22 protein-coding genes are annotated in these 18,915 nt (G+C 68.1%); 13 read left to right on the plus strand and 9 right to left on the minus strand.

The annotated features are described in order from the left end of the window. Positions 1–12: 12 nt before the first annotated feature. From AC5P8U_RS02115 to rnfB, 6 genes are all read left to right on the plus strand, one after another. Positions 13–1,083, plus strand: a complete 1,071-nt coding sequence (locus tag AC5P8U_RS02115; protein WP_088496128.1) for a serine hydrolase domain-containing protein — start codon at positions 13–15, stop codon at positions 1,081–1,083. Next, positions 1,080–1,484: an SMU1112c/YaeR family gloxylase I-like metalloprotein gene (gene gloA2 / locus AC5P8U_RS02120; RefSeq protein ID WP_072169114.1), complete on the plus strand. Its 405-nt coding sequence runs from the start codon at positions 1,080–1,082 to the stop codon at positions 1,482–1,484. Before AC5P8U_RS02115 ends, gloA2 begins: the two co-directional genes overlap by 4 nt. A gap of 479 nt (positions 1,485–1,963) precedes the next feature. Beyond that, complete coding sequence (locus tag AC5P8U_RS02125; protein WP_049415741.1) at positions 1,964–2,407, plus strand: DUF2147 domain-containing protein; 444 nt, start codon at positions 1,964–1,966, stop codon at positions 2,405–2,407. A 100-nt stretch (positions 2,408–2,507) separates the two neighbouring features. Continuing rightward, positions 2,508–4,580: a methionine--tRNA ligase gene (metG, locus tag AC5P8U_RS02130; protein WP_072169113.1), complete on the plus strand. Its 2,073-nt coding sequence runs from the start codon at positions 2,508–2,510 to the stop codon at positions 4,578–4,580. Between the two features lie 78 nt (positions 4,581–4,658). Continuing rightward, on the plus strand, positions 4,659–5,249 hold the full coding sequence (locus AC5P8U_RS02135; protein ID WP_495213900.1) for an HAD family hydrolase: 591 nt from the start codon (positions 4,659–4,661) through the stop codon (positions 5,247–5,249). A gap of 24 nt (positions 5,250–5,273) precedes the next feature. Next, on the plus strand, positions 5,274–5,687 hold the full coding sequence (gene rnfB / locus AC5P8U_RS02140; RefSeq protein WP_061480619.1) for an Rnf electron transport complex subunit RnfB: 414 nt from the start codon (positions 5,274–5,276) through the stop codon (positions 5,685–5,687). Between the two features lie 50 nt (positions 5,688–5,737). On the opposite strand, the gene AC5P8U_RS02145 is transcribed toward rnfB, so the two are convergent. Next, a complete protein-coding gene (locus tag AC5P8U_RS02145) occupies positions 5,738–6,085 on the minus strand; it encodes a RidA family protein (protein WP_005418155.1) in 348 nt (115 codons plus the stop codon). A gap of 193 nt (positions 6,086–6,278) precedes the next feature. Here AC5P8U_RS02145 and mprF point away from each other — a divergent pair, with 193 nt between their 5' ends. Beyond that, positions 6,279–8,843, plus strand: coding sequence for a bifunctional lysylphosphatidylglycerol flippase/synthetase MprF (gene mprF, locus AC5P8U_RS02150; protein WP_495213854.1), 2,565 nt, complete (start codon positions 6,279–6,281; stop codon positions 8,841–8,843). A gap of 95 nt (positions 8,844–8,938) precedes the next feature. Here the strand turns inward: mprF and AC5P8U_RS02155 are convergent, their stop codons facing one another. The 4 genes from AC5P8U_RS02155 to AC5P8U_RS02170 form a co-directional block, all read right to left on the minus strand. Next, positions 8,939–10,285 carry a virulence factor family protein gene (locus tag AC5P8U_RS02155; protein ID WP_072169110.1) on the minus strand — a complete coding sequence of 449 codons (1,347 nt, stop codon included), beginning with the start codon at positions 10,283–10,285 and terminating at the stop codon, positions 8,939–8,941. 78 nt (positions 10,286–10,363) lie between these two features. Then, the gene (locus AC5P8U_RS02160; RefSeq protein ID WP_072169109.1) at positions 10,364–10,981 is read right to left on the minus strand and encodes a DUF998 domain-containing protein; all 618 of its coding nucleotides are present in this window, start codon (positions 10,979–10,981) and stop codon (positions 10,364–10,366) included. Beyond that, positions 10,978–11,151 carry an oxidoreductase-like domain-containing protein gene (locus tag AC5P8U_RS02165; protein WP_061480629.1) on the minus strand — a complete coding sequence of 58 codons (174 nt, stop codon included), beginning with the start codon at positions 11,149–11,151 and terminating at the stop codon, positions 10,978–10,980. The genes AC5P8U_RS02160 and AC5P8U_RS02165 overlap by 4 nt, the downstream gene beginning before the upstream one ends. A 49-nt stretch (positions 11,152–11,200) precedes the next feature. Beyond that, a complete protein-coding gene (locus tag AC5P8U_RS02170; protein WP_072169108.1) occupies positions 11,201–11,803 on the minus strand; it encodes an HD domain-containing protein in 603 nt (200 codons plus the stop codon). A 229-nt stretch (positions 11,804–12,032) separates the two neighbouring features. Between AC5P8U_RS02170 and AC5P8U_RS02175 the strand changes: the two genes are divergently transcribed. Continuing rightward, entirely contained in the window at positions 12,033–13,184 is a 1,152-nt protein-coding gene (locus AC5P8U_RS02175) for a transglutaminase domain-containing protein (protein ID WP_188240755.1), read from the plus strand. A 7-nt stretch (positions 13,185–13,191) separates the two neighbouring features. Here AC5P8U_RS02175 and AC5P8U_RS02180 read toward each other — a convergent pair whose 3' ends face one another. Continuing rightward, on the minus strand, positions 13,192–13,527 hold the full coding sequence (locus AC5P8U_RS02180) for a zinc ribbon domain-containing protein YjdM (protein WP_010482882.1): 336 nt from the start codon (positions 13,525–13,527) through the stop codon (positions 13,192–13,194). Positions 13,528–13,706: 179 nt separating this feature from the next. Here AC5P8U_RS02180 and AC5P8U_RS02185 point away from each other — a divergent pair, with 179 nt between their 5' ends. The 3 genes from AC5P8U_RS02185 to AC5P8U_RS02195 all read left to right on the plus strand — a co-directional run bounded on the left by AC5P8U_RS02185 (position 13,707) and on the right by AC5P8U_RS02195 (position 15,784). Further along, positions 13,707–15,068 carry an Hsp70 family protein gene (locus AC5P8U_RS02185; RefSeq protein ID WP_495213855.1) on the plus strand — a complete coding sequence of 454 codons (1,362 nt, stop codon included), beginning with the start codon at positions 13,707–13,709 and terminating at the stop codon, positions 15,066–15,068. 228 nt (positions 15,069–15,296) lie between these two features. Continuing rightward, positions 15,297–15,590, plus strand: coding sequence for a YkgJ family cysteine cluster protein (locus AC5P8U_RS02190; RefSeq protein ID WP_111200933.1), 294 nt, complete (start codon positions 15,297–15,299; stop codon positions 15,588–15,590). 11 nt (positions 15,591–15,601) lie between these two features. After that, entirely contained in the window at positions 15,602–15,784 is a 183-nt protein-coding gene (locus tag AC5P8U_RS02195) for a hypothetical protein (RefSeq protein WP_005410566.1), read from the plus strand. 49 nt (positions 15,785–15,833) lie between these two features. Here AC5P8U_RS02195 and AC5P8U_RS02200 read toward each other — a convergent pair whose 3' ends face one another. The 3 genes from AC5P8U_RS02200 to AC5P8U_RS02210 are packed head-to-tail and all read right to left on the minus strand — an operon-like array spanning position 15,834 to position 17,835. Then, positions 15,834–16,715 carry a DUF4097 family beta strand repeat-containing protein gene (locus AC5P8U_RS02200; RefSeq protein ID WP_061480626.1) on the minus strand — a complete coding sequence of 294 codons (882 nt, stop codon included), beginning with the start codon at positions 16,713–16,715 and terminating at the stop codon, positions 15,834–15,836. Positions 16,716–16,726: 11 nt separating this feature from the next. Continuing rightward, on the minus strand, positions 16,727–17,260 hold the full coding sequence (locus AC5P8U_RS02205) for a hypothetical protein (RefSeq protein WP_072169106.1): 534 nt from the start codon (positions 17,258–17,260) through the stop codon (positions 16,727–16,729). Further along, on the minus strand, positions 17,257–17,835 hold the full coding sequence (locus AC5P8U_RS02210; protein ID WP_072169105.1) for an RNA polymerase sigma factor: 579 nt from the start codon (positions 17,833–17,835) through the stop codon (positions 17,257–17,259). Before AC5P8U_RS02210 ends, AC5P8U_RS02205 begins: the two co-directional genes overlap by 4 nt. A 126-nt stretch (positions 17,836–17,961) precedes the next feature. On the opposite strand from AC5P8U_RS02210, the gene AC5P8U_RS02215 reads away from it, so the two are divergent. Beyond that, positions 17,962–18,141 carry a hypothetical protein gene (locus AC5P8U_RS02215; RefSeq protein WP_061480628.1) on the plus strand — a complete coding sequence of 60 codons (180 nt, stop codon included), beginning with the start codon at positions 17,962–17,964 and terminating at the stop codon, positions 18,139–18,141. Positions 18,142–18,176: 35 nt separating this feature from the next. Beyond that, positions 18,177–18,770: a mechanosensitive ion channel family protein gene (locus AC5P8U_RS02220; RefSeq protein ID WP_005418176.1), complete on the plus strand. Its 594-nt coding sequence runs from the start codon at positions 18,177–18,179 to the stop codon at positions 18,768–18,770. The last annotated feature ends 145 nt before the right edge of the window (positions 18,771–18,915 follow it).

The raw sequence follows: 18,915 nt of genomic DNA on the forward strand, positions 1-18,915 counted from the left end.
TCCGGAGCCACCATGCGCCCTGCCGTCGCCCTGTTCGCCGTCGTGCTGGGCCTGCTGCCTTCAACGGGTATCGCCGCACCGGTGCTGACGCCACCGGATGCGGGCATCGACGGGCTGATGCAGGCCTACGACGGCCAGGTACCCGGTGCTGCAGTCCTGGTGCTGCACGACGGGCAAGCGGTGTTCCGCCGTGGCTACGGCCTGGCGGTGGTGGAGGACGGCACTGCGGTCACCCCGGCCAGCAACTTCCGGCTGGCCTCGGTCAGCAAGCAGTTCACCGCTGCGGCGGTGCTGCTGCTGGTGGAGGATGGCCGGCTTGGGCTGGATCAACCCGCCCGGCAGTGGCTGCCCGAACTGCCACCGGCTGCCGCGGCCATCACGATCCGCCAGCTGCTCTCGCACACCGGCGGCCTGCTCGACTACGAAGACCTGATGGATCCGGCTGACACTCGGCAGGTGCATGACGCCGATGTGCTGACCCTGCTGTCACGCCAGGACCGGCTGAAGTTCGCGCCGGGCACGCAGTACCACTACAGCAACAGCGGCTATGCGCTGCTGGCACTGATCGTCGGCCGTGCCTCCGGCCTGGATTTCGCAGCCTTCCTGCAACAGCGCATCTTCCGCCCGCTAGGCATGGCCCACACTGTGGCCCATCAGGACGGCATGGATACCATCGCCGCACGCGCCTATGGCTACAGCTGGATCGATGGCCGCTGGCAGCGCACCGACCAGAGCGCCACCAGTGCCGTGCTCGGCGATGGCGGGATCTACTCCTCGCTGGACGACCTCGCCCGCTGGGATGCGGCGCTGTACGACGACCGCCTGCTGTCGAAGGCCTCGCGCCGCGCGATGTTCAGCCCGGCCACATCGACATCCGAACCGGATGTGCCGCACTACGGCTTCGGCTGGCGCCTGAACGGCCCGGTGCAATGGCACAGTGGCGAAAGCATCGGCTTCCGCAATGTGGTCGTGCGACACCCGGAAAAGCACCTGACCGTGATCGTGCTGACCAACCGCAACGCCCCCGAACCTTATCCGCTGGCACTGAAGATCGCCCAGCGCTGGCTGGACACCCTGCAATGAACACTGGTTCCGACGCCCTGCTGGGCATCCACCATGCGGCACTGATCTGCAGCGATTACGCGCGTTCAAAAGACTTCTACGTCCGTATCCTCGGCCTGCGCGTACTGGCCGAGAACCACCGCGCTGCGCGCGATTCCTGGAAACTGGACCTGGCCCTGCCCGACGGCGGACAGCTGGAACTGTTCTCGTTCCCCTCGCCACCGCCCCGCCCCAGCCGCCCGGAGGCCCAGGGCCTGCGCCACCTCGCGTTCCGGGTCGCTGCGCTGGAGCCGTTCATCGAACGCCTGGCCAGCCACGGCGTGGACTGCGAACCGATCCGCGTGGACGAATACACCGGCCGCCGCTTCACCTTCTTCGCCGACCCCGACGGCCTGCCGCTGGAACTGTACGAAGTCGGTTGACGGCCCTGGGGTCAGATCCCTTTTCCGACGGAAAGGGGATCTGACCCCATCGCCGCCACCGGAAACGTCATCCACGCGTGGATCTACCTGTCGACCAAGGTCGACACCTACCAACAGCCGAAGGAATTTGTCAGAGGTGGGGCGGTGTGGATGGGCAGGACCGTTGGCGCCATGGATGGCGCCATCGAGCCCCCAAGGGTGAGGGCGCTTTGCTTGCGAAGCACTGCTTCGCAAGCGCCCGAACGCCCAGCCGCCAGCGGCTGGGCCGGACCGCGGAGCGGAGTTTACGGCGTGTCCTGCCCACCCACACCGCCCCGCCATCCCACGGATAGCTCGCTGTTGAGGTTGCCGGCCAGCGGCCGGCACTACCGCGGGTGCAGGGCGCAACCCTGCAACGCCCCCCTTCCCCATACTCCGCCGAATGGGTATACAGTCGACCCATGCCGGCACCGTGCCGGAATGAACCCTGGGAGGGGACCATGCGCAAGACCTTCAAGACCCTGCTGCTGGCATTGCCGCTGTGCCTGGCCGCGCTCTCGGCGCAGGCCGCCGACGGCGCCGCCGGCCGCTGGAAGACCATCGACGACAAGACCGGGAAGGTGAAGTCGATCGTCGAGATCACCCAGGCCCCCAACGGCACGCTGACCGGCAAGGTGGTCGACATCCTGCACTCGGACAAGGGCCCGAACCCGGTCTGTGACGGCTGTGAAGGCGCCAACAGGAACAAGCCGGTGAAGGGCATGACCATCCTCTGGAACCTGAAGGCCGACGGCGCCAACAAGTGGTCCGGCGGCACCATCCTCGACCCGGCCAACGGCAAGACCTACAAGTCGAAGATGGAACTGCAGCCCGGCGGCACCCGGCTGGACGTGTCCGGCTGCATCGCCTTCATCTGCCGCGCGCAGACCTGGCAGCGCGAATAAGCGCCCCGCACCTGCTTCAACCCCGTGACCCGGCCCCGGCCGGGTCACGTCGTTGCGGGCATGCGATACTCTGCGGTTCCCCTCGGATCCACCCGCGACCATGACCCGTACCGCGCTCGTCACCACCGCCCTGCCCTACGCCAACGGCCCGCTGCACCTGGGCCATCTGGTCGGCTACATCCAGGCTGACATCTGGGTACGTGCGCGGCGAATGAGCGGCGGCAGGACCTGGTTCGTCTGCGCCGATGACACCCACGGCACGCCGATCATGCTGGCCGCGGAAAAGGCCGGGGTCACCCCGGAAACCTTCATCGCCAACATCCAGGCCAGCCACGAACGTGACTTCGCCGCCTTCGGCGTGGCCTTCGACCACTACGACTCGACCAATTCGGCGGCCAACAAGGCGTTGACCGAGCAGTTCTACCTGAAGCTGGAAGCGGCCGGCCACATCAGCCGCCGTTCGGTCGCGCAGTTCTACGACCCGGCCAAGGGCATGTTCCTGCCCGACCGCTACGTCAAGGGCATCTGTCCGAACTGTGGCAGTGCCGACCAGTACGGCGACAACTGCGAAGTCTGCGGCGCGACCTATGCACCGACCGACCTGAAGGAGCCGCGTTCGGTCATCTCCGGCGCCACGCCGGAAATGCGCGATTCGGAGCACTTCTTCTTCGAGGTGGGCCACTTCGATGCGTTCCTGCGCGAGTGGCTGGCCGGCGATGTCGCCCTGCCGGGCGTGAAGGCCAAGCTGGGCGAGTGGCTCAATGCCGAAGGCGGCCTGCGCGCGTGGGACATCTCGCGCGATGCGCCGTACTTCGGTTTCCAGATTCCCGGCCAGCCGGGCAAGTACTTCTATGTCTGGCTGGACGCACCGATCGGCTACCTGTCCAGCTTCCAGACCCTGTGCGGCAGGATCGGTGAGGACTTCGAAGCGCACCTGCGTGCCGGCACCGCCACCGAACTGCACCACTTCATCGGCAAGGACATCGTCAACTTCCACGGGCTGTTCTGGCCGGCGGTGCTGCACGGAACCGGCCACCGCGCGCCGACCCGCCTGCACGTCAACGGCTACCTGACCGTGGACGGCGCCAAGATGAGCAAGTCTCGCGGCACCTTCGTGATGGCCCGTACCTTCCTCGATGCTGGCCTGGAGCCGGAAGCGCTGCGCTACTACTACGCCGCCAAGTCCGGCGGTGGCGTCGACGATCTCGACCTGAACCTGGGTGACTTCATCGCCCGCGTCAACGCCGACCTGGTCGGCAAGTTCGTCAACCTGGCCAGCCGCTGCGCCGGCTTCATCAGCAAGCGCTTCGACGGCCAGCTGGCCGCGCAGCTCCCCGATGCGGCGCAGTACCAGCGCTTCGTCGATGGCCTGGCGCCGATCCGTGAAGCCTACGAGCGCAACGACCCGGCCGCGGCGATCCGCTTGACCATGACCCTGGCCGACGAAGCCAACCGCTACATCGACGACGTCAAGCCGTGGGTCATCGCCAAGCAGGAAGGCGCCGATGCGCAGCTGCAGGCCGTGTGCAGCCAGGGCCTGAACCTGTTCCGCGTGCTGGTCACCGCCCTGAAGCCGGTGCTGCCGGCCACCGCCGCGCAGGCCGAGGCCTTCCTCGCCGCGCCGGTGAATGACTGGACCGAGCTGGCGCAACCGCTGCTGGGACACCGCATCACCGAGTACACCCCGCTGTTCACCCGTATTGACCCGAAGAAGATTGACGCCATGATCGACGCCTCCAAGGACACCCTGCAGCCGGCGGCTGCCGCTGCCCCCGCCGCCAAGCCGGCCGCCCCGGCTCCGGCCCCGGCCAAGGACGAAGCAATGAGCGCCGACGCGTCGGCCTACATCGGCATCGACGATTTCGCCAAGCTCGACCTGCGCATCGGCAAGGTGCTGGTCTGCGAGTTCGTGGAAGGTTCGGACAAGCTGCTGCGCTTCGAACTGGACGCCGGCGAGCTGGGCAAGCGCCAGATCTTCTCCGGCATCCGTGGCAGCTACGGCGAACCGGAGAAGCTGGTGGGCCGCAGCGTGGTGTTCATCGCCAACCTGGCCCCGCGCAAGATGCGCTTCGGCCTGAGCGAAGGCATGATCCTGTCGGCCGGCTTCGACGGTGGCGCACTGGCGCTGCTGGACGCCGACAGCGGCGCGCAGCCGGGCATGCCGGTCCGCTGATGCCTGCAGCGGGCGTGGTTACGGCCACGCCCGCCGGCAGCTCCGGCCCCGGGAGGCAACGCGATGGGAAGCAACGCAATGGAACTGGCGCTGTTCGACTTCGACCACACCGTGACCACCTGCGATACCTATGGCCGCTTCCTGCGCCGCGTGGCCACCGCCGAACAGCTGGCACAGGCATGGTGGAAAGTCGGGCCGTGGCTGGCCGCGTACAGGCTGAAGCTGATCTCGGCCGAACGCATCCGCGCCCGCGTCACCCGCCTGACCTTCAGTGACCGCCACAGCGATGACATCGCCACGCTGGCCGCCGGCTTCTCGCGTGAGTTCCTGCCCGACGTGGTGCGCCCGGAAATGCTGGAGCAGATCCGCTGGCACAAGGAACAGCAGCACACCGTCGTGATCGTGTCCGGCTCGCTGGACCTGTACCTGCGGCCGTGGTGCGAGCAGCTGGGCCTGCAGCTGATCTGCAACCGGCTGGAAAGCCAGGACGGCCGCCTGACCGGCCGTTACGCCGGTGGCGACTGCGGTCCGCGCAAGGCCGAGCACATCCGCCGCCAGTTCGATCTGTCGCGCTACGTGCGCATCCATGCCTACGGTGACAGTTCCGAAGACAGGCCGATGCTGGCGCTGGCCCACGAGCGCTGGTTCCGCGGCAAGCCCCTGAAATAACCCAACGCGCAGCCTCCGCCACGCATGAGCCTGATCCCGCCCCTGACCGAACGCCTCGACCGCCTGCTGCCGCAGACCCAATGCGGGCAATGCGGCTATGACGGCTGCCGCCCGTACGCGCAGGCAATGGCACGTGGCGAGGCGGGTGTGGACCGCTGCCCGCCGGGTGGCGACGCCGGTGCACGGGCGTTGGCGCAGGTGCTGGGCGTACCGGCGATTCCGTTCGATCGTTCGCGCGGCGAGCACAAGGCGGCCCAGGTGGCGTTGATCGTCGAAGCCGACTGCATCGGCTGCACCAAGTGCATCCAGGCCTGCCCGGTGGACGCCATCGTCGGCGGCGCCAAGTACATGCACACGGTCATTGCCGACCTGTGCACCGGCTGCGAGCTGTGCATCCCGCCGTGCCCGGTGGACTGCATCGAGCTGCTGCCCCTGTAACAGGGGTCAGATGCCTTTCCGCAGGAAAGGGACCTGACCCCATCCCGCAGTTACGGCACCGCTGCCGTCACCACGATCTCGACCTTCCACTCGGCGTGGGCGAGCTTGGCTTCGAAGGTTGCGCGGGCCGGGGTCGCGCCCTCGACCACCCACTCGTCCCACGCCTTGTTCATGCCGTCGAAGTCGGCGATGTCAGCCAGGAACACTTCCGCACGCAGCACGTGCTGGCGATCGCTGGCGACCAGCGCCAGCAGCTTGTCGATCTCCGCCAGCACCTGCCGGGTCTGGCCGGTGATGTCCTGGCTGGTGTCTTCCGGAATCTGGCCGGAGAGGTAGGCGACCTTGTTGTACACGGTCATTTCGGACATGCGCGGTCCGACGTCGTAACGCTCCATCATGGGCGTGGCTCCTGCGGGTGATCAGGCCCGCATTGTCCTCCAATCCGGTCAACGGTGGGTGCACGGGTCCCCCGCGCGACACGTCACTACCGGGCTCCGACACATCCGCTGGTCAAATGGCGGCGACAGGCGCACGATGCGCCACGCCCCGCGTTGACACCGCACTCGCCCCTCCTGACGCACCCTTGCGCCGATGACCGCAGCCACCAACCCCGCCGCCGCTTCCTCCACCCCGGCATGGAAGCGGGTCCTCTCCATTGTCGTTCCCCTGCTGATCCTGTCGCTGGCCCTGCATGGCCTGGCCAGTGAATTCGATGAGCACGGCTACCGCGCCATCCGCCAGGCGTTCCGCCAGCTCAGTGGCCTGCAGATCACGCTCACCGTGGTGCTCGGCCTGGCCAGCTACGCCTGCCTGATCGGCTTCGATGCCATCGGCCTGCGTCGCAGCGGAATCCGCGTGCATCCGGCACGCATCGGCATCACCGCCTTCCTTGCGCATACGCTGGGCCAGACCGTGGGCTTTGCCGCGCTGACCGGCGGCGCAGTGCGCCTGCGTGGCTACCGCAGCGCCGGCCTGGACCTGGCGCAGATCGGCCAGGTGGTGCTGATGAGCACGCTCGGTTTCGTGTTCGGTGCGTGGCTGTTGATCAGCGTGGCGCTCTGCATGGAACCGGCGGCAGCGGCGTTGGCATTGCCACTGAATCCCGATGCCGTGCGCATCGTCGGCATCGTCGCCCTGCTCGCCTATCTGGGTACCGTGCTGCTGGTCGGTCGCGATGGACGGCAGTTCAGCGTGTTCGGCCATGCGTTGTGGCTACCCGACCGCCGCACCATGCTCGGCGTCACCGTGCTCAGCGTGATCGAGCTGGTGCTGGCCAGCGCCGCGTTCTATGTGCTGCTGCCGGACTCGACGCCCACCGGCCTGCCCGGCTTCGTCGGCCTGTACCTCGTCGCGGTACTGGCCGGCCTGGTCTCGACCGTGCCGGCCGGCCTGGGCGTGTTCGAATGGAGCCTGTTGAAGCTGTTGCCGCAGGTGGCACCGGCGGCGGTGCTGGCGGCCGCGTTGATCTACCGCGTGACCTATTACGTACTACCGCTGGTGCTGGCCACGTTGCTCGCCCTTGCGCCCGCGCTGCGCCAGCCGCTGCAGGCCAGTGCCGGGGCAACCCGCGCCGGCTGGAACGCACTGCGCCCATGGTTGCCGCAGATCATCGCGCTGGCGGTGTTCAGCATCGGCGCCGCGCTGGTCATCGATGGCACGCTGCCCACGCCACGCCGGCACCTGGTGAATGCCTCGCTGCCGATCCTGGAAACCTCGCACCTGATCGGCAGCCTCAGTGGTGTCGCGCTGCTGCTGATCGGGCAGGGCCTGGCCCGGCGCAGCCACGCGGCGTGGATGCTGGCGATGGCGGTGTGCGTGGCCACCCCGCTGCCGCTGTGGCTGCGCGGTGGCCAACCGTTGATTGCCGTCTCGGCGGTGCTGGTGGCGATGGCGCTGTGGGCCGCGCGCCGCGAGTTCTACCGCCAGGGTGCGCTGCTGGATGAAGCCTGGTCGTGGCCGTGGCTGCGTAACCTGGGCCTGGTGCTGGTGGCAGTGACCTGGCTGCTGTTCTTCACCTACAGCCATGTCGAATACCAGAACGAGCTGTGGTGGCAGTTCGCGGTCTCCGGCAACGCACCGCGCGCGTTGCGCGCGTTGCTGGTGGTGGCCATCGCGCTGGTGATGTTCGGCCTGGCGCGGCTGCTGCACAGCACACGCAGCCCGCTGCCCGCCGCCGATGAAGCGACGCTGCAATCGCTGGCGCCAGTCCTGGCCGGTGCCACCGACACCCAGGCCTGCCTGGTGCTGACCGCTGACAAGGCAGTGCTGCGCGATGAAGCGAAACTGGGCTTCGTGATGATGCAGCGCTATGGAGGTTCGCTGATCGCGATGGGCGACCCGGTCGGCCCGCCGGACGTCGCCCGCGCATTGATCTGGCGCTTCCGCGAGGAAGCCGACCGCCTCGGCCTGCGCCCCGTCTTCTACCAGGTCGGCGAGTCCTACTGGCAGACCTACCTTGACCTCGGCCTGGGGCTGGTCAAGCTGGGCGAAGAAGCGATGGTGCCGCTGCATGATTTCGGCCTGGAAGGGCGCGAGCGCGCCGACCTGCGCCAGGCCTGGAACCGGGGCAAGCGGGGTGGCCTGTCCTTCCGCGTGGCGCCCGTGGAGGAAGTTCCCAGCCTGCTGCCGCGCCTGCACGCGATCTCCAACGCATGGCTGGAAGACAAGGCCGGCGACGAAAAGGGCTTCTCGCTCGGCAGCTACGACCCGGATTACCTGGTGCGCTTCCCGGTGGCGCTGGTCGAGGCCGAAGGCCAGATCGTGGCCTTCGCCAACCTGTGGCAGGCACCGGCAGGCGCCGAGCTGTCGGTGGACCTGATGCGCCACGTCAGCGAAGCACCGAAGGGCACGATGGACTTCCTCTTCATCGAGCTGTTCCTGTGGGGCCGCGCACAGGGCTATGCACGTTTCTCGCTGGGCATGGCGCCGCTTTCCGGGCTGGCACAGCATCGTCTGGCTGGCCGCTGGAACCGGCTGGCCGGCCTGCTGGCGCGGCATGGCGAACGTTTCTACGGGTTCAGTGGCCTGCGCCGCTTCAAGTCGAAGTTCGATCCGCAGTGGCGGCCACGCTATCTCGCCGCGCCTGGCGGCATGCACCTGCCGGCGGCGCTGCTGGACGCCACGCGCCTGATCTCTCTGGACCCGCGGCGCAACTGACGACCCGCACCACCCGGCAGGTGTCGACCTTGGTCGACACGCCAGCGCCGACCAAGGTCGGCATTTTCCAGCACGCTGGCCAGCGTGGCCCGGCGCTACGCCCCGCCCTTGAGGATCACCTCGGCCAGCCGATCATAGTCACCGCCGAAATGGTGGTCGCCCGGCAGCTTCACCCGCTTCACGCCGTCATTGGCCGGCAGGTCCGGGCACAGTGCGTCCTCGTCCTTGTCGCCATATACGCACAGGGTTTTTTCCGCCGGCAGCCTGGCCACCTCCGGTGCGATCGGCAGGCCATCGCCGCCACCGCCCAGCCAGTTGCTGACGTGGAACTCGAAGTCGGCCTTCCTGCCCACCGACAGCAGCACGATACGATCCAACGCTGCGCGGGTATCGGCGTCGAGCTGGTTGATGGTCGCCGGCAGCACGTCGGCACCCTGCGAGAAGCCGATCAGCATTACCTTGTCGCGGTGCCACTGCTGGCGGTAGTGGTCGATGATCTTCTGCAGGTCAGCGGCGAAGCCCTTCGGCGTGCGCTCGCTCCAGAAGTAGCGCAGCGAGTCGATGCCGACCACGGCCACGCCGTGCTCGTTGAGCGACGACGCCACGTCCTTGTCCAGGCCGGCCCAGCCGCCATCGCCGGACACGAACACGGCCAGCGTGTCACCGTTGCCACTCGCCGGCACTTCCACTATCGGCAGGTCCTTCAGCGCTGCCGGTGGCGGTGCCAGGCTGACACCCGCCTGCGCACCGATCACGCGCGCCGCGGCGACCAGACCCGGCGACGCATCACCGCGCGCGGTGCGCTTGAATTCGCGCGCCATCGCCACCTGCTGCACGAACTGGCTGGCCTCGCCCACCTTGCAGCCGTGATCGCCAGCGGCACTCAACCACGGAAAATTCAGTTCGGCGGGCTGCAGCGTGTTGTGCTTCACACCATCGCCGCAGACCATGCGCTCATGGTTGTGGTCCGGGCAGAAGCCGGTGGTCAGCAGGCCGGCAAACACCTGGGTGTCGGCCTGCGCCGCGAGCGAATAGGCCATCTCGGCACCCTCGCCGTCACCGCCGACCAGCGGCAGGTGGTAGCCGGGCAGATGCAGGGACGCCTGCAGCCAGCGCGAGAAGTTCTCGACGTCACCGGCGCCGAACGAGCAGGTCGGATCACCCTCGCGCTTGAGCACCCCGCGCAGGTGCGCGATGTCCACAGCGGCAACCATGGCGCCGTCGGCACGCAGGGCTTCGATCGGCAGGCGGCTGGTGTCACCCCCTGGGGTGGGTTCGTGGAACCAGATCACCACCCGCTGCGGCGTGCCGGCCGGCATGTGCACCGGAATCTGCTCGAACCGCCCGTGGCTGAACTGCTGCACGTTGGCCGCCGCCATTGCCGGCAGCGCCGCCAGCGCCAGAACCACACCCATTGCCCTGCCCAGCCCTGCACGCTTCATATCGCATCCCCGATGGAATGCGCACACGATACGCCGCCACCGCGTGCACGGCACGTACCGGTGCAGGCCGTTGGCGATTCAGTCGGCCGTGGTACGCCGACTGCGCCGGTACAGTGCCAGCGCCAGGTACAGCAGCCAGCCTACGATCACCACGATCACGACCTTCTGCCCCAACCCGCGCGGCGGCCCGCCACGCCACAGCACATGCAGCCACAACAGTACGAACGCCAGCCAGGCCCAGCCCCAGAGCAGGCCCGCGGCGGACTGCCAACCCGGTTCGCGGCGCAGGTACCAGGCCTGCAGCAGCATGCCGACGCTGGCACACAGGAACGCAGTGTTGGCCGCCAGCCCATGGATGAACGGTGCCAGCAGCGGCGTCGCTTCCGGCAGCCAGCTGTCACCGATGGCGACCGTGGCCAGGCCCAGCGCCGAGACAGTGAAGAGCAGCGGCGCCGCCGCGCTGCGCCGCGGGCCGACGCTGCCCCGGTAGAGGCTGATGCCGAGCAGGGCGATCGCCAATGCCAGCAGGCAGTAGGCCGCGCGCAATGCCAGCCCCCACGGCCCGTGCAGGTAGAGGCTGAGCGTGGCCCGCACCCAGTCCAGATCAGTGCGTGCGAACTGGGTCCACAGCGCGGTGGCCACGAACAGCAGCAGCGCCGCCAGCGCCAGCAGTGCCGCTGGGCGCGCGCGGCTCATGCGGACGCCTCCGGGTGCCGCGCCAGCCATTCGGCCAACGCCTTGCGATAGCGCTGCAGCTCGTCGGCATACAGGTCCAGCACGCACAGCGGGCAACCGCTGCCGCAGCATTCGTTCGGACCGGGCTCTTCCGGCGGCAACGGGCGGGGATCGGGATCAGGGACAGACACGGTTGGAAGCGGCAATCGGTGGAAACAGGCCCCAGTGTACCGGGCTGGTTCAGCGGCCCAGCTGCCGGCGCAGGTTGTCGCGCGCGGCCGCGTCGAGTCGCTGGTGGAAGAATTCGCTGAGGAAGATGCGCGGTGCACGCAGCAGGCCCTGCAGGAAACGGCGGCGGCCGGCGCGATAAAGGAAGCCCGGCACCACGCCCTTGTACTCTTCGGCCACGCCGCGGTCATAGGCGCTGAACACCGGTTCCGGCGCGGCCAGGATCGCCATGTCGCAGTCCAGGAACAACGCGGCCTCGGCATCGACATCGTCCAGGCCGAGCTCGCCATGACGGGCAGTCAGCAGGATCAGCTGCTCGACCCGGGCCGCGTCGACCGTGGCAAGTTCCGGCGCCTGCGCGATCACTTGCAGGGCCAGCTGCGCCGAACGCGCCTCATTGTCCTTTCGCCCCGCCACATAGATCGCATCGTGGTAGAGCGCGGCCAGGTAGACCTCGGCCGGCTGCTGCCAGCCTGGACCGTCGGCAACCTCCTGGCAGTGCTGCAGCACCGCACGCACGTGGCCGAAGTGATGGTAGGCACGTGGTGGCGTCGCATAGCTGTCCTGCAGCGCCTGCCACTGCGCCGGAGCGAGCGTCAGCGGGGAGAAGTCCATGACCGGATCATCCCGCCTGCGCCGGTGGCGGGCAAGCTGGCCATTTTTTCACCACACCCTCACAACGCCCTTCGCACGGGGCCCCAACGCGGTTGTCCACAGCTTTGTCGAGCGCTGGTCCACACCGGCTGTGGATGAACGCGCGTACCGACCAGCGGTCACTGCAGGGGGGCGCGCACAGGTCTACACTCGCCTCAGGCGGGAGCGCCCGCCGCTGCCGGGAGCCGTCATGTACCGTCCTGCCGCCCGATCCGTTCTGCTCGCACTGGCCGCATTGGCGGCACCCTCCGCGATCGCACTGAACCCTGGCGCGAACGAAGTCCCTGCGCTCACTGCCAGCACCGCCGCGCCGACGATTCCGACGCCGCAGCAGGTGTTCGCGATTCCACCGGCCATGCTCGATATGCTGCACACCCAGGTGACCCGTCGCAGCTATTCGCGCGAGCAGCGCCTGCAGGCGCTGGTGGAGATGATCTTCGACCGCCATGGCATGGACCTGCAGTACGACGCCGACGCGACCCTTACCGTCAGCGAGATCTGGCAGCAGCGACGCGCCAACTGCCTGGCCTTTACCCTGATGTTCGTGGCGCTGGCACGCGAAGCCGGCATCCAGGCGCGCGTGCAGGAGGTCGGCCAGGTGGTGTCGTGGTACCAGGACCAGGCCCAGGGCCTGGTCTACAGCGTAGGCCACGTCAATGCCGGGGTCGGCTTCGCCGGCCGCTTCGCCACCGTCGATCTGGATCGCAATGTGCTGTACGACCGCCGCGGGCCGCTGCCGATCAGCCAGGCGCGGGCGTTGGCGCACTTCTACAACAATCGTGGTGCCGAGCGCATGGCCAGCGGCGACCTGGCGGGCGCACGTACCTTCTTCGATACCGCGCTGGCGCAGGACGACAGCTTCGCTGCCACCTGGAACAACCTGGGCGTGCTGGAAAATCGCACGGGCGATACCGCCGCCGCGCGACGGGCACTGGAAAGGGCGCTGCGACTGGACGGCCGCCAGGATGCTGCACTCACCAACGCCAGCGCCCTCTACCGCAAGCTCGGCATGATTGCGCAGGCCCAAGCACTGGAGCAGCGGCTGCAATCGGTGCAGCGCGAAGACCCGTTCGCGCAGTACATGCTCGGTGCCGAGGCCGAACGCGCCGGGCAACTGCAGCAGGCGATCCGCTATTACCGGCAGGCCGTGCGCCTGTACGACACCGCGCACCAGTTCCACTTCGGGCTGGCGCGGGTCTATTTCCTGGCGGGCCAGCTCAAGCACGCCGATCGTGAGCTGCTGCGTGCACAGGAACTGGGCGGGGCGCCGCAGCAGGCGCGCTACCAGGCCAAGCTGGACAGCCTGGCCCGCTGGCGCGCACGGCAGCAGGCCAGGCGCTGAAGGCCGGTCAGGCCTTCTTGAGGAAGCAGGTCTTCAGGACCAGGCCCTTGATCTTGTCCGAATTGCCTTCGATGTGCTCGGCATCGTCCTCGACCAGGCGGATGTTGCGGATCACGGTGCCCTGCTTGAGCGGGATCGAGGAGCCCTTCACCTTCAGGTCCTTGATCACGGTGACGGTGTCACCGGCCTGCAGGGTATTGCCGTTGCTGTCACGCACGACCAGGGTCGAACCGGCACTTTCCTCGGCGGTCCATTCGAAGCCGCAGTCGGCGCAGATCCACAGCGCGCCATCGGCGTAGGTGTTTTCCAGGGTGCACTGCGGGCAGGCGGGGGCAGAAGACATCAGCAAGTACCTCAAAGTGAATCAACAGCCGCCATTGTAACCGCCCGGCTCCCCTGGCCTTTTCCGGGCAGTACGCCGCGACCTCCTTGACCCGGCCCGGAACAGGAAGCTGCGGGACCTTGCAGTCGGCGGCGAACTGCAGCAGAGTGCGCGGCCCCTGATCGCCCCCGGAACTCCCCATGCGCCTCGGCATCGACTTCGGTACCAGCAACTCCGCCGCCGCCATCGTGCATGAAGGGAAGCTGCTGCCGATCCGCTTCGGCGACGCCGAGCAGTTCCGGACCAGCGTGTACTTCCCCGGCGTGGTGCCCGACCCGGATGACTTCCAGCTCGATGACGGCCAGGAGCACCAGCTGCAGCAGATGATCGACAGCGCTGCGCGTGCGGCGCGCGCCGCCGGCCAGGAACGCACGCCGCAGGCGCTGCGCCGCGAAGCCCTGCGCGCGCTGCGCCGGGAATGGATGGAGGCCCGTGCCGGCAAGGAACGCAGTGCCAGCGACCTGCTGCAGAATGCGGTCTACGGTGACGAAGCGCTGGAAGCCTATTTCGAGGAACACGAAGGCAACCTGGTGCAGAGCCCGAAATCGATGCTCGGCTACAACCTGCACCCACGCGCCAAGCAGACCATCACCGGCATCGCCGCGCACATCCTCGAACACATCCGCCTGACCGCCAGCGCCCAGCTTGGCCAGCCGCTGCGAGCGGCCCTGCTCGGGCGTCCGGTGCAGTTCCGCAGCTCGATCGGTGCGGCCGGCAATGACCAGGCGCTGGACATCCTGCGCGAAGCCGCCCGCCAGGCCGGTTTCGACCAGATCGATTTCCTCGAGGAACCGGCCGCGGCGGCCATGCACTATCACGCCGAAAGCCGCGAACGGCACCAGGCCGTGATCGTCGACATCGGTGGCGGTACCACCGATATCGCCCACGCCGAAGTCGGCGGCGACGACGCCCCGCGCATCCACCGCGCCTGGGGCATCGCCCGCGGCGGTACCGACATCGACCTGGCGCTGAGCCTGTCCAGCTACATGCCGCTGTTCGGCCGCGGCATCACCCGCGTGCCCGCCCACCACTACGTGGAAGCGGCCACCGTGCAGGACATGACCCGCCAGCGCGACTTCCGCCAGCACAAGTATGACCATGTCGAGAATCCCTGGGGCGCGCGCCTGCAGGCCCTGCAGGACACCGGCAATACCGCCCGCCTGTACCGCGACGTCGAGCGCGCCAAGATCGCCCTCAGTGCCGCCAGCGAACATCGCAGCACGCTGGACTACATCGCCCGCGACCTGCATGCCGACAGCAGCGCCGACGGCCTGGCCGCAGCCGCCCATGGTTATCTGGAGCAGCTCCGGGAGCTGCTGGCCCAGGTCCGCAGCGACATCGGCGGCGACCCGGACGCGGTGTTCCTGACCGGCGGCATGTCCCACGCCGGGTATCTGCGCCAGGCCGTTGCGGAGGCCTTCCCGGGCGCCCGCATGGTCCACGGCGAGCCCTCGCTGGGCGTGGTCCAGGGCCTTGCGCTGGCGGCAGCCAGCCAGGATTAACAAAACGTTACGCGATCCAAGTTACTCTTGGTCGGCTAGAACCCTGCTGCACCTTCCACCGGCCACGCCGGTGTGTGTCCACGGTGCAGCCTGGCCCGCCCTCGGGCCTAGCGGCCATGCCTTCCTGGCTCGTTCATGGTCCGCGTCCCACCGGAGCCGCCATCGAGACCCGCTTTGGGCACCCGCCAGGCCCCTGAGGCCTTACAACCTGACGCAGCACATGCACCCATCGACTGCCGCCGTTGTGACGCGGTCTGTTGCCGGCTGCCCGTGTTGCTGCAGTCCGGCGACCACGTGCCCGGCCAGTTCCTGTCACGCGACACCCACGGCCGTACCGTGATGGCGCGCAACGAGGAAGGCTGGTGTGCGGCGATCGATCCCTATCACCTGCGCTGCACGATCTATTCGCAGCGCCCGGCGATCTGCCGCCAGTTCTCGATGGGCGGCAGTGACTGCCGCCGCGAGCGGCAGGACTACCTGCGCCAGGCTGATGCCTGGGCGCTTTCCTCCCCTTCCACCTGACAGGAGCAACCATGCCCCGCAAGGCAAAGACCCCCGCGAAGGCCAGCAACAGCATCCGCAGCGAACGCAAGGGCGCGGCCGCCAGCACCGTGGTCAGCAGCGATTCGATCGCTTCGGACCTGGCAGCGTTCCGCAAGGCCGGTGGCAAGATCGAAGTCCTCGGCACCACCTGGGCGCTGAAGAAAGCCAGCTGACCCAGTAGCGACCGCGGCGGCGCTGCCGCCGCGGCCTGCCGGATCGCGCTCAGCGATCCAGGCTTACCCGAACACTGCCCGAATGCGACTGGATGCGGATATCACCGTCGCCGCTGCCCAGCCGCGTATCAAGATGGCTGCCGGGGCCGTAGCGCGGCCGCTCCACCTGGCCAGCATCGCTGTTGATCGACCCGCTGAAGCTGTTCACCGACAGCTGCGCCGAGACGGCGCGCGGCAGGCGCAGGTTGACCGACGCACTCACCGATTCGACATTGATACGGCCTCCCGGCGCCAGCCCGGCCGCCGACAGGTCAATGCTGCCCGATACGGTTTCCACCGCCAGCCGCTGCACCCGCCCGGCATCGACCTCGACCCGGCCGGATACCGTCTGTGCACCGATGTCGCCGGACACGCCGCTCCCGGCCACGATCCGGCCACTGACCGTATTTACGTCCAGCTTCGGCGTCTGCAGGCGCGCGCTGACACCGCCACTGACCGTATTGAGCTTGCTGTCACCGCTGCGACCGGAGGCGCTGAGGCTGCCGCTGACGGTGTCGGCCTGCAGGCGGCGCACGTCGATGCCACTGATGTCCTGGCTGGCACTGACCGTGCTCAGCAGCAGCTCCACCGAGCGCGGCACGTTCAGCACCAGCGTTGCGCCGCCGTTGTTGCTGCGACGCGGATACTCGATCTCCCAGCGGACGCGGTTGGCACTCTTTTCCTGGCGCAGCTGCAGGCCATCACTGAGCGTACCGGTGAGCTGCACGTCGTTGCGGTCCCAGCCACGCACGGTCACCTTGCCGGCCACGTTGCTCAGTTCGATGCGGCCGCCGGCGGCCAGGTTGTGGCGTTCGTCGATCCGGGTGTCAGCCAGGGCCACCGCGGGCAGCAGCAACAGCGCGGCGCAGCAGGTCATCAGGGTTCGTGTCATCGGGGGTCTCCTCAGGTCGTCAGGCCGGACTCGGCGGCATAGGCCGCCTGCCGGGTCAGTTCCAGCCGCAGCGAATAGGTGCGCTTGAGCTGGCCAAGCAGGTGAGGCGCACGTGGGTCCTGCGCCAGCGCGGCCTGGATCTGTGCCGCGCTTTCATCCAGTTCGTGCAGCGCCGGCTGCCATTCCGGTGCCCGGCCTGCGGGCAGCGAGGCCACCGCCTGCCGGTACTGCTCGGTCATCGCCGCAGCCTGCAACTGCAGCGCGGACGGCACCGGTATATCCGGCTGCGCATGCCGCCAAGGGGCCACGGCGTAGATCGCCAGGCTGGCAGCCAGGGCAGCGCCGGCCGGCAACCACCAGCGGCGCCGCGAACGCGTTGCCAGGGCCACCACGTTGCCCGTTGGCGCAGGTGCTGCCTCTGGTTCACGCGGCGGCAGCCGCGCGGACAGGCGTGCCCAGCCATCGGCCGGTACATCGCGCTCGTTCGGCAGCGCGCGCAGCCGGGCCAGCAGATCGTGATCGCAATCGTGTTCGTGTGTACTCATGCCATGTCTCCCAGCCGTGCGCGCAGCAGGCCGCGCGCACGATGCAGCTGTGCCTTTGAACTGCCGACGGCCATCTGCAGCTGCTCGGCGATTTCCTGGTGTTTCCAGCCTTCGATGTCGTGCAGTACCAGTACCGCACGCGCCCTCGGAGGCAGCGTCGCGAGTGCGCGCTCCAGGTCGCGCTCGGTACCGGCACAACGGTCGTGCACCGCCAGCTCCTGCACGCCGCCGTCGACCTCCTCCAGACTGTCGTGGTCCTGCCCGGCGGCGCGCCCGCGCAGTTCCATCAGTGCGGCGTTGACGCCCAGCCGATGCAACCAGGTCGACAGGCTGCTTTCGAACCGGAACCCCGGCAGCGCCTTCCATGCCTGCAGGAAGGCCTCCTGCAGGGCATCCTCGGCACGCGCCTGCTGGCCCCCGCACAGGCGCCACAGTACGGCGAACACGCGCGGCGCATGGCGCCGGTACAGCAGTTCGTAGGCCGCAGTGTCACCGGCGGCGGCCGCCCGCACCAGGGCGGGTTCGTCGACAGGGGCGTGGGCGGCAGGCGGCGATGGCATCGTGGTGTCGAGCATATCGCTTGGATGCGGCGACCCGGAAAAAGGTTTAGAGCCGATCGCCAATCGAGGCCATGCAACCTTTTCGACGATGGCTGCATCCATGCATGGTCATTCGAGAAAACACCTCCAGGCAGTTCCGCCATGTCCAGCCCATCCTGCGCCGCCCTGCTGGTAATCGTCGCTTGCGTCGTGCTGCAGGCATCGGGCCTGTCCTTGCGGTTGTGCCCCGACAACGGCCGCGCCTGCCTGCAGCAGGATCGCCAGGAGCTGGTCTGCCTGGCGTGGTCACCGATGGTCGAAACCCCGGCACGCGCCGGGTAACATCGAGGCCGTTCCCGCCACCTGTTTTCGCCCCCATGATGTTGTCGCTGAAGGATCACCTGCCGGCCTGGAGCCACCCATGGCTGAACTACGCGGGCGTGGCCCTGCAGATCGTGCTGGTGCTGCTGGTCGCCTGGCTGCTGCGGGTACTGGCCCGTCGCCTGATCCGGCGCTTTGCCGAGCACTACACGCTGCCACCTGAAATGGTGATGGGCGCGCGCCGGATCACCAGTTTCGTGGTCTATTTCAGCGCCCTGCTGTATATCCTCAGCCTGCTCGGCGCGAAGCCTTCAGTGCTGTGGACCGCGTTCACCGGCTTCGCGGCCGTGGGCGCAGTGGCCTTCTTCGCGGCCTGGAGCGTGCTCTCCAACATCTTCTGCACGTTGCTGATCTTCACCACTCGCCCGTTCCGCCTGCATGACTACATCGAAGTGCTGGAGAACGGCGAGAAGCCGGGCCTGAAAGGCCGGGTGATCGACGTGAACCTGATCTACACCACACTGCAGGAAACCGGCGACGGCCACGAAGGCACGGTGCTGCAGTTGCCGAACAACCTGTTCTTCCAGCGCACGGTGCGCCGCTGGCGTGACCCGGCGCAGGCGCCCGGCGGCATCCAGGGCGACGGCTGAGGGTAGTTTTCGGCAGGGCTGCGCCCTGCACCTGCAGAGGCCGAAGCCGAAGCAAGATCAAGAGCGGCATTCCGTGGGATGGCGGGGCGGTGTGGGTGGTCAGGACACGCCGTAAACCCATCCATGGGGGCTCGATGGCGCCATC

Source organism: Stenotrophomonas sp. YJH_SMC_81 (assembly GCF_059370875.1).